Source organism: Modicisalibacter coralii (assembly GCF_004117855.1).
Taxonomy (GTDB): domain Bacteria; phylum Pseudomonadota; class Gammaproteobacteria; order Pseudomonadales; family Halomonadaceae; genus Modicisalibacter; species Modicisalibacter coralii.
The window spans coordinates 75,805-93,065 of record NZ_QWBW01000009.1 but is presented as its reverse complement, the minus strand read 5'-3'; the positions used below and the strand labels follow the sequence as shown (position 1 = coordinate 93,065).

15 protein-coding genes are annotated in these 17,261 nt (G+C 68.2%); 13 read left to right on the top strand and 2 right to left on the bottom strand.

Translation table 11 applies throughout. The annotated features are described in order from the left end of the window. Positions 1-70 precede the first annotated feature (70 nt). The 5 genes from queA to secF all read left to right on the top strand — a co-directional run bounded on the left by queA (position 71) and on the right by secF (position 5,575). Positions 71-1,108 carry a tRNA preQ1(34) S-adenosylmethionine ribosyltransferase-isomerase QueA gene (gene queA / locus D0901_RS05415; RefSeq protein WP_129139278.1) on the top strand — a complete coding sequence of 346 codons (1,038 nt, stop codon included), beginning with the start codon at positions 71-73 and terminating at the stop codon, positions 1,106-1,108. Positions 1,109-1,177: 69 nt separating this feature from the next. Then, positions 1,178-2,296 (top strand): tRNA guanosine(34) transglycosylase Tgt, encoded by a 1,119-nt coding sequence (tgt, locus tag D0901_RS05410; RefSeq protein ID WP_203234798.1) that lies wholly within the window; start codon positions 1,178-1,180, stop codon positions 2,294-2,296. Between the two features lie 89 nt (positions 2,297-2,385). Beyond that, positions 2,386-2,724: a preprotein translocase subunit YajC gene (yajC, locus tag D0901_RS05405; protein WP_129139276.1), complete on the top strand. Its 339-nt coding sequence runs from the start codon at positions 2,386-2,388 to the stop codon at positions 2,722-2,724. Between the two features lie 67 nt (positions 2,725-2,791). Next, the gene (gene secD / locus D0901_RS05400) at positions 2,792-4,642 is read left to right on the top strand and encodes a protein translocase subunit SecD (protein WP_129139275.1); all 1,851 of its coding nucleotides are present in this window, start codon (positions 2,792-2,794) and stop codon (positions 4,640-4,642) included. A gap of 9 nt (positions 4,643-4,651) precedes the next feature. Continuing rightward, positions 4,652-5,575, top strand: a complete 924-nt coding sequence (secF, locus tag D0901_RS05395) for a protein translocase subunit SecF (RefSeq protein WP_129139274.1) — start codon at positions 4,652-4,654, stop codon at positions 5,573-5,575. Between the two features lie 65 nt (positions 5,576-5,640). On the opposite strand, the gene D0901_RS05390 is transcribed toward secF, so the two are convergent. Next, entirely contained in the window at positions 5,641-6,966 is a 1,326-nt protein-coding gene (locus tag D0901_RS05390; RefSeq protein WP_129139273.1) for a sigma-54 interaction domain-containing protein, read from the bottom strand. 231 nt (positions 6,967-7,197) lie between these two features. Here D0901_RS05390 and speB point away from each other — a divergent pair, with 231 nt between their 5' ends. From speB to D0901_RS05370, 4 genes are all read left to right on the top strand, one after another. Beyond that, positions 7,198-8,112, top strand: coding sequence for an agmatinase (speB, locus tag D0901_RS05385; RefSeq protein ID WP_129139404.1), 915 nt, complete (start codon positions 7,198-7,200; stop codon positions 8,110-8,112). A gap of 66 nt (positions 8,113-8,178) precedes the next feature. Beyond that, positions 8,179-9,558, top strand: a complete 1,380-nt coding sequence (locus D0901_RS05380; RefSeq protein WP_129139272.1) for a YjiH family protein — start codon at positions 8,179-8,181, stop codon at positions 9,556-9,558. 43 nt (positions 9,559-9,601) lie between these two features. Further along, positions 9,602-11,197 carry a 5-guanidino-2-oxopentanoate decarboxylase gene (locus D0901_RS05375; RefSeq protein ID WP_129139271.1) on the top strand — a complete coding sequence of 532 codons (1,596 nt, stop codon included), beginning with the start codon at positions 9,602-9,604 and terminating at the stop codon, positions 11,195-11,197. A gap of 21 nt (positions 11,198-11,218) precedes the next feature. After that, positions 11,219-12,679, top strand: a complete 1,461-nt coding sequence (locus D0901_RS05370; RefSeq protein WP_129139270.1) for an aldehyde dehydrogenase family protein — start codon at positions 11,219-11,221, stop codon at positions 12,677-12,679. Between the two features lie 85 nt (positions 12,680-12,764). Here D0901_RS05370 and D0901_RS05365 read toward each other — a convergent pair whose 3' ends face one another. Then, complete coding sequence (locus D0901_RS05365; protein WP_129139269.1) at positions 12,765-13,559, bottom strand: inositol monophosphatase family protein; 795 nt, start codon at positions 13,557-13,559, stop codon at positions 12,765-12,767. 131 nt (positions 13,560-13,690) lie between these two features. Between D0901_RS05365 and D0901_RS05360 the strand changes: the two genes are divergently transcribed. The 4 genes from D0901_RS05360 to D0901_RS05345 all read left to right on the top strand — a co-directional run bounded on the left by D0901_RS05360 (position 13,691) and on the right by D0901_RS05345 (position 17,248). After that, positions 13,691-14,464, top strand: coding sequence for an RNA methyltransferase (locus tag D0901_RS05360; protein WP_425256167.1), 774 nt, complete (start codon positions 13,691-13,693; stop codon positions 14,462-14,464). Positions 14,465-14,563: 99 nt separating this feature from the next. Continuing rightward, positions 14,564-15,445: a serine O-acetyltransferase gene (cysE, locus tag D0901_RS05355; protein WP_233440363.1), complete on the top strand. Its 882-nt coding sequence runs from the start codon at positions 14,564-14,566 to the stop codon at positions 15,443-15,445. A 143-nt stretch (positions 15,446-15,588) separates the two neighbouring features. Continuing rightward, complete coding sequence (gene iscR, locus D0901_RS05350; protein ID WP_129139268.1) at positions 15,589-16,059, top strand: Fe-S cluster assembly transcriptional regulator IscR; 471 nt, start codon at positions 15,589-15,591, stop codon at positions 16,057-16,059. 40 nt (positions 16,060-16,099) lie between these two features. Beyond that, positions 16,100-17,248: an aminotransferase class V-fold PLP-dependent enzyme gene (locus D0901_RS05345; RefSeq protein WP_129139267.1), complete on the top strand. Its 1,149-nt coding sequence runs from the start codon at positions 16,100-16,102 to the stop codon at positions 17,246-17,248. Positions 17,249-17,261: the final 13 nt, after the last annotated feature.

The following is a 17,261-nucleotide window of genomic DNA, read 5'->3' as shown; positions in this document are numbered from 1 at the left end:
GTCCAAACGGTCCACCCGAGCATCCGTTGACCCCCGATTCGATATCCACTGGCCTGGCGGTTCTTGATCCATGCAGCGTGCCGACTTTCATTACGAGCTTCCCGAGGATTTGATCGCGCGGTATCCCAGCGAGCAGCGCAGCGATTGCCGGCTGCTGTGCGTCGACGGGGCGAGCGGCGAGCTGGCCCATCGGCGCTTTCCCGACCTGCTGACACTGCTCGATCCGGGCGATCTGGTGGTGTTCAACGACACCCGGGTGATTCCGGCCCGCCTGCATGGCCAGAAGGCCAGCGGCGGGCGCGTCGAGATGCTGCTCGAGCGCCCGCTGGACGCCCATCGCGGGCTGGCCCACATCCGCGCCAGCAAGTCGCCCAAGCCCGGCACCGAACTGATCTTCGAGGGCGACGTGCGCGCGGTCGTCGAGGGCCGTCAGGAGGCGCTGTTCGAGCTGCGCTTTCTCGGCGAGACGCCGCTCATCGAGCTGCTCGAGCGTCATGGCCACATGCCGCTGCCGCCCTACATCACCCGCGAGGACGAACTGGCCGACCGCGAGCGCTACCAGACCGTCTACGCCCGCCGCGACGGCGCGGTCGCCGCGCCCACCGCCGGGCTGCACTTCGATGAGCCGCTGCTCGAGGCGATGCGCGACAAAGGCATCGAGTCGGCCTTCGTCACGCTGCACGTGGGGGCCGGGACCTTTCAGCCGGTGCGCGTCGACGACATCCGCGAGCACGTCATGCACAGCGAATGGATCGAGGTCGACGAGACGGTCTGCGCGCAGGTACGCGCCGCCCATGCCCGCGGCAACCGGGTGGTGGCGGTGGGCACCACCAGCGTGCGCTGCCTGGAGAGCGCCAGCGCGGCGAGCGACGACGGCACGATCGCGCCGTTTCGCGGCGAGACCGACATCTTCATCTACCCGGGCTATCCATGGCGCTGCGTCGATGCCCTGGTGACCAACTTCCACCTGCCGGAATCGACGCTGGTAATGCTGGTGGCGTCGTTCGCCGGCCACGACACGGTGATGCACGCCTATCGCGAGGCGGTCGCGACGCGCTACCGCTTCTTCAGCTACGGCGACGCCATGTTTTTGACACGCCAGCCCTGACCCGCAAGCCGAGCCGTTTCGGCGCGGCTTGATCCCGTATCGAGAGTATCAATGCGTAACGACTGCTTCATGAGTTTCGAGCGCCTGGCCAGCGACGGGCGCGCCCGCCGCGGCCGGCTGACCTTCCCCCGCGGCAGCGTCGAGACCCCGGCGTTCATGCCGGTGGGTACCTACGGCACCGTGAAGGGCATGACGCCGCAGAGCGTCAAGGAGATCGGCGCCGAGATCATCCTCGGCAACACCTTCCACCTGTGGCTGCGCCCCGGCATGGAGGTGATCGAGGCCCACGGCGACCTGCACGACTTCGCCCAGTGGGACAAGCCGATCCTCACCGACTCCGGCGGCTTTCAGGTGTTCTCGCTGGGGGCGACACGCAAGATCACCGAGGAAGGTGTGCACTTCCGCTCGCCGGTGGACGGCGCCAAGGTGTTCATGGGCCCCGAGGAGTCGATGGCCGTGCAGCGCTCGCTGGGCTCGGACATCGTGATGATCTTCGACGAGTGCACGCCCTACCCGGCGACGCACGACGAGGCGCGCCACTCGATGGAGCGCTCGCTGCGCTGGGCCGAGCGCTCGCGCAGCGCCCACGGCGATTCGCCCTCGGCGCTGTTCGGGATCATCCAGGGCGGCATGTATCCGGACCTTCGCGAGCGCTCGCTCGAGGGGCTCGCGAAGATCGGCTTCGACGGCCTGGCGATCGGCGGGCTGTCGGTCGGCGAGCCCAAGCACGAGATGCTCGAGGTGTTGAACTATCTGCCCACCTGGATGCCCGATGACAAGCCGCGCTACCTGATGGGCGTGGGAAAGCCGGAGGATCTGGTCGAGGGCGTGCGCCGCGGTGTCGACATGTTCGACTGCGTGATGCCCACCCGCAATGCCCGCAACGGCCATCTGTTCACGGCCGAGGGCACGGTCAAGATCCGCAACGCCAAGCACCGCCACGATACCCGGCCGCTCGAGGAGGGCTGTGACTGCTACACCTGCCGGCACTTCTCGCGGAGCTATCTGCACCACCTGGATCGCTGCGGCGAAATGCTCGGTTCGATGCTCAATACCATCCACAATCTGCGCCATTATCAGCGTGTGATGGCCGGTTTGCGCGGTGCTATCGAAGCGGGTACATTGGCGGACTTCGTGAATACGTTCTATGCGCGACGGGGCCTGCCGGTTCCCGAGGCACCGCTCTAGAGCCGGCCACGAGACCCCCTTTCTGCGGCCGAGGGCCAACCTCGGCCCGGCATTTGCAACCTCTGTAACCTTCCGGGAGACAACAACCCATGCTGGATTTCCTCATCCCCCAGGCCCAGGCTCAGGCCGCGGGTGGCGGTGGCGCCGCGGGTGGCGGCATCGCGCAGATCGTCATGCTGGTCGGCTTCGTGCTGATCTTCTACTTCCTGCTGTGGCGTCCGCAGTCCAAGCGCGCCAAGGAGCACAAGAAGCTGATCAGCAACCTGGCCAAGGGGGACGAGATCGTCATCGGCGGCGGCCTGGTGGGGCGTGTCACCAAGGTGAACGAGGAATTCCTCACGCTGGAGATCGCCGAGGGCACCGAGGTCAACGTGCAGAAGAACGCCGTGGCGGCCGTGCTGCCCAAGGGCACCCTGAAGTCTCTCTGATTCCCCTCACGCTGCCGGCCCCAGCCGGCAGCGTTCTTTCCGCGTCAGCAACAAGGACAGGGCTTCCATGCTCAACCGTTACCCCCTGTGGAAGTATCTGCTGATACTCATCGTGCTCGTCGTCGGGTTGATCTACGCCCTCCCCAACCTCTTTCCCGAAGATCCCGCGGTCCAGATCAGCAGCGCGCGTGGTGGTGTCTCCCTCGACGACAGTCAACTCCAGCGAATCCGTAGTGCGCTCGACAAGGCCGACATCGCCGTCGAGCGCATCGATACCCAGCCCAACGGCGCCCTGGTACGCCTCGAAGACGGCGGCGACCAGCTCGAGGCACGCCAGGTCATCAGCGGCCTGCTCAACGACGACTACACCGTGGCGCTGAACCTCGCCGAGGCCACGCCGGACTGGCTCGCGAGCCTGGGCGCCTCGCCGATGAACTTGGGTCTCGACCTGCGCGGCGGCGTGCACTTCGCCCTCGAGGTCGACATGGACGCGGCGATCCAGCAGCGTCTGCAGGTCAACGCCAGCGCCATCCGCAGCGCCCTGCGCGACGAGCGCATCCGCTATCGCGATACCCGGATCGACGGTCGTACCCTGACCCTGACCTTCGCCAACGCCGACGATCGCAGCCAGGCTCGCGACATCATTCGCGGCCAGTTCCCGGACTTCCAGTACGAGGATCGCGACGCCGGCAACGGCGCCACCCTGGCGATGACCCTGAGCCCGCAGAAGATCCAGGAGATCCAGGACTACGCGGTCGAACAGAACCTCACCACGCTGCGCAACCGCGTCAACGAACTCGGCGTGGCCGAGCCGCTGGTGCAGCGCCAGGGCCCCAACCGCATCGTCGTCGAACTGCCCGGCGTGCAGGACACCGCCGCCGCCAAGCGCGTGATCGGCGCCACCGCCAACCTCGAGTTCCGCCTCGCCGCGCGCCCGGACAGCCCGGCCTCGGAGACCGATACGCTGCCCTTCCGCAACGACCCGCAGCGCACCGCCGAACTGATGAAGGACGTGATCATCACCGGCGAGAACGTCTCCAGCGCCAGCGTCAGCTTCGACCAGAACGGCCGCCCGCAGGTCAACATCAACCTCGACGGCACCGGCGGCACGCTGATGAACCGCGCCACGCGCTCCAACATCGGCCGCTCGATGGCGGTGGTCTACATCGACAACAAGACCCGCACCCGCACGGTGATGGAAGATGGCAAGGCGGTCGACAAGCGCGAGAACTACACCGAGCGCGGCATCATCAGCCTGGCGACCATCCAGAGCGCACTGGGCAACCGCTTCCGCATCACCGGGCTGGACTCGCCCACCGAGGCCAAGGAGCTCGCCCTGCTGCTGCGCTCCGGTTCGCTGGCCGCGCCGATCTACTTCGTCGCCGAACGCACCATCGGCCCGAGCCTGGGCAAGTCGAACATCGAGCAGGGCATCCTCTCGGTGGAGATCGGCATGCTGCTGGTGGTGGCCTTCATGCTGATCCGCTACAAGGCCTTCGGTCTGATCGCCAACGTCGCGCTGGCCACCAACCTGGTGCTGCTGGTCGCCGCGCTGTCACTGCTGGGCGCCACGCTCACGCTGCCCGGCATCGCCGGTATCGTCCTCACGCTGGGCATGGCGGTCGATGCCAACGTGCTGATCTACGAGCGAATACGCGAGGAAATACGCGCCAAGATGCCGGTCCAGCAGGCCATCCACGCCGGTTACGAACGCGCCTTCACGTCGATCTTCGATGGCAACATCACCACCTTGCTGGTGGCGGTGATCCTGTTCTCGATCGGTACCGGGCCGGTCAAGGGCTTCGCCGTGACGCTCTCGCTGGGCATCCTGACCTCGATGTTCACGGCCATCATGGTCTCGCGTGCGATCGTCAATCTCACCATTGGCGGCAAGCCAGTGAAGAAACTCTGGATATAAGAGGTGGCCATGAAATCTCTCGTCAATCGACAGCTCGACTTCATGGGTAAGCGCCATCTGGCGTTCTACTTCTCCGGAGCGCTGCTGCTGATCTCGATCGTCTCGCTGCTGTTCCAGCAGCTCAACCTGGGGCTCGACTTCACCGGCGGCACCCTGGTCGAGGTGCGCTACGCCACGGCCCCGGCCCTCGAGGCGGTGCGTCAGACACTGGAGAGCGCCGGCTTCAGCAACGTCTCGGTGCAGACGTTCGGCGCCCCCACAGACGTGCTGGTGCGCCTGCAGCAGGCCTTCGACCCCGGCGTCGGCAATCAGGTCACCAGCGTGCTCGCCCAGGCCGGCGGCAACGTCAGCCTGGTGCGCGCCGAGTTCGTCGGCGCCCAGGTGGGCGACCAGCTACGCGACCAGAGCGGTCTGGGCATGCTGGTGGCACTGGGCGTGGTGATGCTCTACGTGGCACTGCGCTTCCAGTACAAGTTCTCGCTGGGTGCCCTGCTCGCCCTGGTCCACGACGTGGTCATCGTGCTCGGCGTGTTCTCGCTGTTCCAGATCGACTTCGACCTGACGGTGCTGGCGGCGGTGCTGGCGGTGATCGGTTACTCGCTCAACGACACCATCATCGTCTACGACCGCATCCGCGAGAACATCCGCAAGTCGCGTACCGACGACATGGCGGCGATCTTCAACGACGCCATCAACCAGACCCTGGCGCGTACGCTCGCCACGTCCGGCACCACCCTGCTGGTGCTGCTGGCGCTGCTGCTGCTGGGCGGCGACATGATCCACAACTTCGCCCTGGCGCTGATGGTCGGCGTGGGGATCGGCACCTACTCGTCGGTCTACGTGGCCTCGGCACTGCTGATCGGCCTCAAGCTCCGCCGCGAGGACCTGATCCCGGCCAAGAAGGAGAACGCCGAGGCGGACGAACTGCCCTGAGCGACTCGCACCGCCCCCCGGCTCACGACACCCCGCTTCGGCGGGGTGTCGTCGTTTCGAACACGCTACCCGCCGCAGCGCAGGCCGTGCTTGCGCAACTTGCGCACCACGCTGGGCTGACTGATTCCCAGGCGGCGGGCGATGGCGTAGGTACTCTCGCCCGACGCGCACTGCGCGGCGAGTATCCGCCGTTCGTGGGTGGCCATCGCCTGCCCGAGCGTTTCGCCCTCGGCCAGGCAAGCGCCCCCGACCTCGCGGCTCGGTTCCACCGCCACCCCCGGCGCCTCGGGTTCGCGATCGCCGGGGGCGCCGATCACGTCGCCCGGCGACGCCAGCCAGGCACGCTCCAGCCAGTTCTCCAGCTCGCGCACGTTGCCCGCCCACTCATTGTCCATCAGCGTCGTCCAGGCCGTCGGGTGCAACACCTTGGTGCGCGCATAGCGCTGGTTGAGGTGGCCCAGGCAGCGCTCGACCAGCGCCGGGATGTCCTCGCGACGCTCGCGCAGCGGCGGCAGGGTCACCGGGATGACGTTGAGCCGATAGTAGAGATCGAGCCGGAAGTCACCGCTCGCCACCCGCGCTTCCAGATCCTGGTTGGTGGCCACCACCAGGCGGAAGTCGACCCGCCGTGACTGGACATCGCCGAGGCGCGTCAGGCGGCCGTCCTGGATCACCTTGAGCAGCTTGGTCTGCACCTGACGCGCCGCGCCGCTGAAGGCACCGGGCTGGTAGCCGAACATCTCGGATTCGAACAGCGCCTCGGGGATCGCCGCGCAGTTGACGTCGATGAAGGGCCCCTCGCCGCGCTGACTCCAGCGGTGGAGCTGTCGGGCGAAGGCGGTCTTGCCCACCCCCGACTCGCCGAGCATCAGCACCGTGGCATCGGTGGGCGCCACGCGCTTGAGCAGCAAGGCGATCTCGCGCATCACCGCGCTGCGCACCTCGAGCGTGTCGAGGTCGAGCGCATCGTCCAGCGACGTGCCCGCGCCGCGCTTCAGGTGATCGCTGAAGCGCTGCTGGAGCAGGCTGTACTCGTCCTGCAGCAACTGCAGGTCGGTAAGATCCATCGACCGCGAGACCACCCGCACCAGCTCGCCGTCGACGAACACCGGATAGGCTTCGGCGACGACCCGTCGGCCGGTCTCGGTCTGCTGCATCAGTTGCGCCGGCCGCCCGGTACGCAGTACCTCGAGGGTCACCGAAGGGCGCAGGACGCCGCGTTCGACCAGTTGCTGAACGGTACTGGCGCGAAGTTCCTCGCGGCTCAGACCGTAGACGGCGGCACTGCCCGGGCTGACGTCGAGGATCCCCCCGCCGGCATCGACGATGAAGAAGTGGTCGTGGGCGGTCTCGACGATGGTATCGAGGATCGCGCGGTCGATGTCGGTCATGGCGGCTCGCTGCATCGCGGGTGATGCAACAGCGTATCAATGATTCATGAGCGTATCACCCGACGCCATCAGTTGATTCAAAAACGCATCGCCCTGATCTCTGAAAGCCTTCGAAAACAGTTCATTACGAATTGGCACGCTTCCTGCTCCAGGGAAGGTGATCCACTCATTCGCGAATCAGGAGACCGCGTGAGCGACTCATCCTTCAACCAGCCGCTGGGCGGCAACGAGATGCCCCGCTTCGGCGGTCCGGCGACCATGATGCGCCTGCCCACCCAGACCGATGCCAGCGGCCTGGATGCCGCCTTCATCGGCATCCCCATGGACATCGGCACCTCCAACCGCCCGGGTACCCGCCTCGGCCCGCGCCAGATCCGCGACGAGTCGCGCATGCTGCGGCCCTACAACATGGCGACCCGCGCCGCGCCCTTCGACAGCCTGCAGGTGGCGGACCTCGGCGACGTGCCGATCAACACCTTCAACCTGCCGAAGAATCTCGACATCATCACGCGCTTCTACGACGACGTGCTGGCCCAAGGCTGCGTGCCGCTGACGCTTGGCGGCGACCACACCCTGACCTGGCCGATCCTGCGCGCCATCGCCGCCAGGCACGGCCCGGTGGGACTGATCCACATCGACGCCCATGCCGATGTCAACGAGCACATGTTCGGCGAGGAGGTCGCCCACGGCTGTCCGTTCCGTCGCGCCCAGGAAGAGGGGCTGCTCGACAGCCAGCGGGTCGTCCAGATCGGTCTGCGCGGCACCGGCTACGCCGCCGACGACTTCGACTGGTGTCGCGACCAGGGCTTTCGTGTGGTGACCGCCGAACAGTGCTGGTACCAGTCACTGGCGCCGCTGATGGCCGAGGTCCGCGAGAGAATGGGTAACGCCCCGGTGTACATCTCCTTCGACATCGACGGCCTCGACCCCTCGGTGGCGCCGGGCACCGGCACCGTCGAGATGGGGGGACTCACCGCCGCCCAGGGCCTGGAGATCGTGCGCGGCGCGGCCGGTCTCAACGTGGTCGGCGGCGATCTGGTGGAGGTCTCGCCGCCCTACGACCCCAGCGGCAATACCGCGCTGATGGGCGCCACCCTGCTCTACGAGATGCTTTGCGTGCTGCCCGGCGTGGAACACCGCGACTGATTCGCAACGTCGCCCGGCTCCTCGAGGGTCGGGCCAACCCCATTACAAGACCAATAGAGCCCTCTCATGGCCGATTCCATCGAAACGACCCTCGCCACCCAGGCCGCGCCGCTGAGTCGCGCCGGTCTGCTGAAATTCCTGATTCCCTCGCTGCTCGGCATCGGCCTGTTCCTGGTGCCCTTCTCCACCGGCGACACCATCAACATCGGCATGGGCCTGATGGCCGACGGCCTCAAGGCGCTGCTCGGCGAGGCCCTGCCACCCATCGCCGTGGCGGTGCTGTGCCTGTCCATCGTGCTGACGCTGGTGGTCAAGCTCGCCAACCCGGGCTGGGCCCGTGAAGGCGCCCTGCACGAGCTGTTCGACGTCGCCCCGTTGTGGGTAGCCATGCGCGCCCTCGGCGCGATCTTCGCACTGATGACCTACTTCCAGGTCGGTCCCGAGGTGGTCACCGCGTCCTTTACCGGCGGCGTGATGCTCAATGACCTGGCCCCGGTGCTGCTGACCTTCTTCTTCTTCGCCGCCATCCTGCTGCCCTTGCTGGTCGACTTCGGCTTCATGGAATTCATCGGCAGCCTGGTGCGCACGCCCTTCCGCCGCATCTTCGGCCTGCCGGGACGCAGCGCCATCGACGCCACCGCCTCCTGGATGGGCTCGGGCACCGTGGGCGTGCTGATCACCACCCAGCAGTACGAACAGGGCTTCTACAACTGCCGCGAGGCCTCGGCAATCGCCACCAACTTCTCCATCGTGTCGATTGCCTTCGCCCTGCTGGTGACCAGTTTCATCGGCATCAACCACCTCTTCGTACCCTTCTACCTGACGGTGGTGGTCGCCGGCCTGGTGGCCGCGGTGATCGTGCCGCGCCTGCCGCCGCTGTCGCGCAAGCCGAACAGCTATTACGAGCCGGTGGGCTGCCGAATCGCCGAGGAGAACACCGGCGACCAGAACCTGCTGCGCTACAGCCTGGGCATGGCCGTGGCCCGCGCCGAGACCGCTCCGGGGCCGCTCAAGCTGGCACGCTTCGCGCTGTTCAACGTCGCCGACATCTTCCTCGGCCTGCTGCCGCTGGTGATCGCCATCGGCACGGTGGCGCTGATGCTCGCCGAGTTCACACCGCTGTTCACCTGGCTCGCCACGCCCATGGTGCCGATCCTGGAATGGATGCGGATCCCCGAGGCCGAGGCCGCCGCTCCCGCGACCCTGGTGGGCTTCGCCGACATGTTCCTGCCGGCGGTACTGGCCAGCGACATCGAAAGCGAGCTGACCCGCTTCGTGATCGCCTGCCTGTCGCTGACCCAGTTGATCTACATGTCCGAGATCGGCGCCCTGCTGCTGAAATCGAAGATCCCGCTCAAGTTGTGGGAACTGGTGACCATCTTCCTGCTGCGCACCGCCATCACCCTGCCGATCATCGTGGTCATGGGCCACTGGCTGGTTGCTTGAGTCGATGCCCATGAATCGCGAGAGAGACGAGAGAGAAACGCCCATGACCTGTGCCGAGCTGCTGATTCACTTGCTGGTCGAGCGCCACGGTGTGGACACCGTCTTCGGCATTCCCGGGGTGCACACCGTCGAGCTCTATCGCGGGCTCGACGGCCAGCCACTGCGCCACGTCACCCCACGCCACGAGCAGGGCGCGGGCTTCATGGCGGACGGCTACGCCCGCGCCAGCGGCAAGCCCGGGGTATGCCTGATCATCACCGGCCCGGGCATGACCAACATCGCCACCGCCATGGGCCAGGCGCTCGCCGACTCGGTGCCGATGCTGGTGATCTCCAGCGTCAACCGCCGCGACACCCTGGGTCGCGGCCAGGGACGGCTGCACGAACTGCCCAGCCAGCAGCAGACACTCGCCGGGGTGGCGCGCTTCAGCCATACCCTGCTCGACCCTGCCGCCCTGCCCGAGGTACTGGACCGGGCGTTCGCGACATTCGACTCGGCGCGCCCGGGACCGGTGCACATCGAGATCCCCATCGACCTGTTCGCCATGCCGGCCGCCACGCCGCGCGACTGGACGGGCCCGCGCCTGTATCCGCCGGCGGTCGACCCGCAGGGGCTGGCGCTGGCCGCCAGTTGGCTGCGCGAGGCCGAGCGCCCGCTGGTGCTGCTCGGTGGTGGCTGCGTCGACGCCCCCGAGGCCGCGCGGACGCTGATCGAGCGTCTCGACGCGCCGACCGTCACCACCATCAACGCCAAGGGTCTGCTGGGCCGCGACCATCCGCTGGATCTCGGCGCCAATGCCGCCCTGCCGGCGGTGCGCGAACTCGCCCGCGAGGCGGACGTGATCCTCGCCGTGGGCACCGAGCTCGGCGAGACCGACTACGACGTGGTGTTCGATGACGGCTTCACGCTCGACGGCCGGCTGATCCGCATCGACATCGACGCCCAGCAACTGGTGCGCAACCAGGCCACGAGCCTGGGTCTGGTGGGCGATGCGGCCGGCGCGTTGCGCCAGTTGCTGGCGTTCGTGCCAGAGCCCATGAGCCGCGACGGCGTCGCCCGTACCACACGCACGCTCGAGGCCCTGGCGCTGGCCGACGATCCGGCCCTGGCGCCCTTCGTGCCGCTGTTCGACACCTTGCGCCAGGCACTGCCGGAGGCGGTGCTGGTCGGCGACTCCACCGCCCCGGTCTACGCCGCCAACCACCTGGTCAGCCAACCCGAGCCGCGGCGCTACTTCAACGCCTCGACCGGCTTCGGCACCCTCGGCTACGGCCTGCCCGCGGCACTCGGCGCCAGCCTGGCCCGGCCCGACCTGCCGGTGGTCGCGCTGGTCGGCGACGGCGGGGCGATGTTCACCCTGAGCGAGCTGGCCACCGCCGTCGAAGAACGCCTGCCGGTGGTCGTGCTGCTCTGGCACAACGCCGGCTACGAGGAAATCCGCCGCTACATGGATGCCCACGAGGTACCACGCTGCGGCGTCGATCTCCGGGCGCCGGACTTCCAGACCCTGGCTGCCGGCTTCGGCTGCCAGGCGAGCCGGGTCGACTCGCCGAGGGCGCTGGCCGCGGCAATCGCCACGCGTGCCGACGACGGACCTTGCCTGATCGAAATCGACGCTCACAGCTGGCCTAACGGCTGACCCCGACACGAGACCTTCGTCATGCAACGACTCGACCACCAGTTCATCGACAACCGCTGGGTGCCCTCGCCGGGCGAACGGCGCCTGCCGGTGATGGACCCTTATCGCCAGGAGCGGCTCGCCGATATCACCGCCGGGGATGCTGGCGACGTCGACGCGGCGGTGGCCGCGGCACGCCGCGCGCTGCCCGCCTGGCAGGCCCTCGGCGGTGAACGTCGCGCCGGCTATCTGGAGGCCTTCGCCGACGCCCTCGAGCGCCGCCGCGAGACGCTGATGCGCCTGTCCGCCACCAACAACGGCAAGACGCTGGCCGAGACCGCCATCGACATGGACGACGCCATCGCCTGCTATCGCTACTACGCCGGCCAGGCGCGGGCCCTGGACGCCCGCCAGGGCCGGCTCGTCGAGCACGCCCTGGACGGCATCGAGGCGCGGGTCTACGAGGACCCGGCCGGGGTCGTGGGGCTGATCACGCCCTGGAACTTCCCGCTGGTGACCAGCGCCTGGAAGATCGCCCCGGCACTGGCCGCCGGCTGCACACTGGTGTTCAAGCCCTCCGAAGTGGTGCCGCTGCCGGAGCTGGCACTAGCCGAGATCGCCGTCGAAATCGGCCTGGCCGCCGGGGTGTTCAATCTGCTGCTCGGCGACGGCGCGGGCATCGGCGCGCCGCTGAGCGCGCACCCCGGCATCGACAAGCTCTCCTTCACCGGCAGCAACGCGGTGGGCGAAGCGGTGATGCGCGCCGCCGCCACGGGCAGCCGCGGCGTGTCGCTGGAACTCGGCGGCAAGTCACCGATCCTGGTGCTCGACGACGCCGACGTCGCCCAAGCCGCCGACTGGGTGATGGCGGGCCTCTTCTTCAACAGCGGCCAGGTCTGCTCGGCGACCTCGCGGCTGCTGGTGCATCACAGCCTGGCCGAGGCGCTCTACGCCGCCCTTGCCCGGCGCATCGACGCCATCCGCCTGGGCGACCCGCTGGCCGACGATACCGACATGGGGCCGATGACCAGCGCCCGCCAGCGCAACGCCGTCGAGGGCTATCTGGCCATCGCCCGGGAGGAGGGGCTCGTCGCGGTGCGTGACGCCCGCCATCGCCAGCTGCCGGCCCATGGCGAGTTCGTCGCCCCGACCCTGTATCGCGATGTGCCGCTGACCAGCCGGCTGTGGCGCGAGGAGATCTTCGGCCCGGTGCTCTGCGCACGCAGCGTGGCCGACGACGCCGAGGCGATCGCCCTGGCCAACGCCAGCGAGTTCGGTCTCGCCGCCACGGTGATCAGTGGTGACCCCGAGCGCGCCCGGCGGGTCGGCCGTGCCCTGCGCGCCGGCAGCGTGTGGTTCAACAGCGAACAGCTGGTACTGCCCGAGGCCGGCTGGGGCGGTTTCGGGCGCAGCGGCATCGGCCGCGAACTCGGCCCCTGGGGGCTGGCCGGTTACCTGGAGGTCAAGCACCTGATCGGGCCGGCGTCGGGAACGCGGAGCTAGCCGTCCCATACGCCATCGGGCAGGCATGAAAAAACCCCGCTCGCGAGATCGCGAGCGGGGTTTTTAGAGTCGTGCGGGCAGGGCTTCAGACGTGCGGCTTGAGGGTCTGCACCAGCGTCTTGTAGAGCCGCGGACTGGCGGCCATCAGGCTGGCCTCCGGTGCCACGCTGGGTGCGCCGTCGGGGCCGCCCATCAGGGCACCGGCTTCCTTGAGCATCAGGGTACCGACCAGGCTGTCCTGCTCCTCGAGGCCCAGCACGAAGACCGCATCGACGCGGCCGGCGGCCATCTCGGCAATGTCGAGCAGACCGCAACCGCTGGCGGTGAGCGTGTCGACGCGCGGCCCCAGTTGCTGGACCAGCGTCAGATAGGTCGGCAGGTGACGCGAGCGCAGCCAGGTTTCCGGCAGGCTCATGGCCAGGCGGATGCCGTCGATGCCGTTGGCCTTGCTGACGCGGATACGCTTGCCGTTGTGCTGGGCGCCGCGCCCGCGGCTGGCGAGGTACTCGTCGTCGCTGAACGGGCAGATCACCACGGCGTGTTCGGGGCGCCCCTTGACCAGGCAGACCAGCGACAGCGCAAAGCCGGCACTCGCGGTACCGAGATTGGAGTAGCCGTGGAAGGGTTCGATCCGCCAGACGATGTCGCGGCCTTCGCCCTCGCCGTCGCGATGCGGTGTGTAACGGCCGGCGACGCCGTGCTGGGGATAACCGCGCGAGAGCTGACGGACGATCAGGGTCTCGGCGTTGCGGGCGGTGTCCTCCAGCAGGCGATCGAGGTTGCGGTCTTCGTGGGCAACTTCGATGCGCTCGCGGACACGGACGAATTGCTCGGCGGCGCTGCGCGCGGCGCGCAGCGCGAATTGGACCATCGGATGCATGATCGGGCCTTGACGGGTCGGTAACTGTTAAAGAACGCCGCGCATGCTAGCAGACCCGGCGCCGCGAGGGAATCGCGACGCCCTCAGGCATGCTAGAATGCCCGCCCCGAAATCCGCCACCCGTGATGCCCATGTCCGACCCGTCCTTCTCCCTCGATCAGCTGCGCATCGTGCTGATCGGTACCAGTCACCCCGGCAACATCGGCGCCACCTGTCGGGCGATGAAGAACATGGGCCTGTCGGACCTGGCCCTGGTCGCCCCGCGCTGCGAGGTCCAGACCAGCGACTCGATCTCGCGGGCCTCGGGCGCCGATGCGTTGCTCGCCGGGGCCGTGCAGCACACGACGCTGGAAGCGGCGGTCGCCGACGCCACCCTGGTGGTGGGTGCCAGCGCCCGCTCGCGGACCCTGCCCTGGCCGATGATCACCCCGCGCCAGCTCGGCGAATCGCTGCCCGCCGAGCTGGCCGGGCGACAGGCACGGGTCGCGCTGGTCTTCGGTCGCGAGGATACCGGCCTGACCAACGCCGAGCTGCAGCATTGCCACCGCCACGTGCACATTCCCACCGACGCCGAGTTCAGCTCGCTGAACCTCGCCGCCGCGGTGCAGGTCGTGGCCTACGAATGCCGCCTGGCCTGGCTGGCCGGGGCCGAGCATTCCCGCAGCGACGCCGCGCCGTTCGGCATCGACTGGGACAACCCGCCGGCCGAGCACGCCGACCTGGAACGCTACTTCGCGCACCTCGAACGGGTGCTGATCGCCATCGGCTTCCACGATCCCGAAAAACCCCGTCAGTTGATGGCCCGCCTGCGCCGCCTCTACCTGCGCGCCCGACCGGATACCCTGGAGGTCAACATCCTGCGCGGCATTCTCAGCGCCATCGAGAAGCGTACCGGCGGGCGCTGAGCGGTGCCTTGCAGGGCGCGCGCGGCGCCCCAATAATGGGTGATCATCCCGTCAGCGGCCGTGGCCTGCGCCCGCCGATCCGTCAACAAGGAACGCTTCATGTTTCGCCGTCTGCGTGAAGACATCAACAGCGTGTTCGACCGCGACCCGGCGGCACGCAACTTCCTCGAGGTGCTGACCAACTATCCGGGTCTGCATGCCCTGCTCGCCCACCATGTGAGTCACTGGCTGTGGCGTCGCGATTGCAAGTGGCTGGCCAAGAGCGTCTCGAGCCTGGCGCGCTGGCTGACCGGCATCGAGATCCACCCCGGGGCGCGTATCGGCCGGCGCTTCTTCATCGACCACGGTATGGGCGTGGTGATCGGCGAGACCGCCGAAGTGGGCGACGACGTCACGCTCTATCAGGGCGTCACCCTGGGCGGCACCAGTTGGAACAAGGGCAAGCGCCACCCGACGCTGGAAGACGGCGTGATCGTCGGCGCCGGCGCCAAGATCCTCGGCCCCTTCACCGTCGGCGCCGGCGCCAAGATCGGCTCCAACGCGGTGATCACCAAGGCCGTGCCGGCGGGCGCCACGGTGGTCGGCATTCCCGGCAAGATCGTCAAGCGCGCCGATCCCGACGCCGAGGAGGTGCCCAACTTCGACCCCGAGCGTCGCGAGGCGATCCGCCAGAAATTCGGTTTCGACGCCTATGGCGTCAGCCAGGACATGCCCGACCCGGTGGCTCGCTCGATGCAGGCGATGCTCGATCACATGCACGCCGTCGACCAGCGCATCGAACGCATGTGCTCGACGCTGCGCAAGCTCGACGCCGGCTACCGGGAAGGCCGGTTGCCGGAATTGCGCGACGAGGACTTCGCCGAGATTCTCGCCGACGTCGACAGCTGCTGCGGCAGCGAGACCACTGCCGCTGACGAGGCCGTCGAGGCCAGCGCCGAAAGCGACGAGACCGAACGCCGGCGTTCCGGCGAGCGCCGCTAGGCCCGTTCACCGCCAGGCAAGTAGTTGACCGTCATACTGGGTTTTCTCATAATGAGCGCACTATTCCGTCGGTCCCGGCGGCTCGCCACGAGCCACGGCAGGACCCGCGGCCATTCGCTCGCCGTCTCGAACCCGACCGCCCTATGCGCCTGACCACCAAAGGACGTTACGCCGTTACCGCGATGCTCGACCTGGCCCTGCATGGCGACCAGGGGCCGATCAGCCTCGCCGACATCTCGCAGCGCCAGGGCATTTCGCTGTCCTATCTGGAGCAGCTCTTCGCCCGGCTGCGGCGCGCCAAGCTGGTCAAGAGCGTGCGCGGCCCGGGCGGCGGCTACCTGCTGGCCGTGGCCCCGCACGCCGTCTCGGTGGCCCGGGTGATCGACGCCGTCGACGAATCGGTCGACGCCACCCGCTGTCAGGGCCTGTCGGACTGCCAGCAGGGCCGCACCTGCCTGACGCATCATCTGTGGTGCGAGCTGTCGCAGGAGATTCACGGGTTTCTCGAGGGCATCACGCTGGGCACGCTGGTCGAACGCGAGGAAGTGCGCCACATCGCCGAGCGTCAGCGCCTCCACGTCGCCGACAGCACCATCGCCGTCTCGTCACCCTGAGCGCCGCCCCGGCCGCGCCGCGACTCGTATACAGAGAGCCATGAACGCACCCATCTATCTCGATTACGCTGCCACCACGCCGGTCGACCCCCGCGTCGCCGAGACCATGGCACGCTACCTGACCCTGGATGGCGTCTTCGCCAATCCGGCCTCGCGCAGTCACATGCCCGGCTGGCAGGCCGAACAGGCGGTGGAGGGGGCACGCCGTCAGGTCGCCGACCTGATCGGTGCCGACCCCCGCGAGATCGTCTGGACCTCGGGGGCCACCGAGGCCGACAACCTGGCGCTGATCGGCTTCATGCGCGCCAACCGCCATCGCGGCAATCATCTGGTGACCTCGACCATCGAACACAAGGCGGTGGTCGACACTGCCCAGGCACTGGAGCGCGAGGGCGTCGAGGTGACCTGGCTGGAACCCGGTCACGACGGCCGCATCGCCCCGACCCGCCTGGCCGCGGCGATGCGCGACGACACCGTGCTGGTGTCGCTGATGGCGGTCAACAACGAACTGGGCACGATCAACGACCTGGCCGCGCTGTCGGCGGTGGTCCACGCCCGCGATGCGGTGTTCCACGTCGACGCCGCCCAGGCGGTGGGCCGGATTCCGCTGGACGTCGTCGACCTGGGTATCGACCTGATGTCCCTGTCCGGGCACAAGGTCTACGGCCCCAAGGGGGTCGGCGCGCTCTACGTCAGGCGCAGCCCCGACATCCGCCTCGAGGCCCTGATCCACGGCGGCGGCCACGAGCGCGGCATGCGCTCAGGCACCCTGCCCACCCATCAGATCGTCGGCATGGGCGAGGCCTTCGCCCTGGCCGAGGCCGAAGGCGAGGCCGATCAGGCGCGCATCGCCACCCTGGCGCAGCGTTTCCTGGCCGAACTCGACGACCTCCAGGGCGTGCACCGCAACACCGACGTCGGCGTGGCGGTGCCCAACATCGTCAATCTGTCGTTCGACGGCGTCGACGGTGAGTCGCTGCTCATGGCACTGCGCGGGATCGCGGTCTCCACCGGTTCGGCCTGCAATTCGGCGAGCGTCGAGCCATCCTATGTCCTGAAAGGCATCGGCGTGCCCCGCGTACGGGCGCTGACGGCGCTGCGCTTCAGCTTCGGCCGTTTCACCGACGAGGCCGACATCGACACCGCCGTCGCCGACATTCGGCATGCCATCACCACCTTACGCGGCTGATTTGCTCGCACGA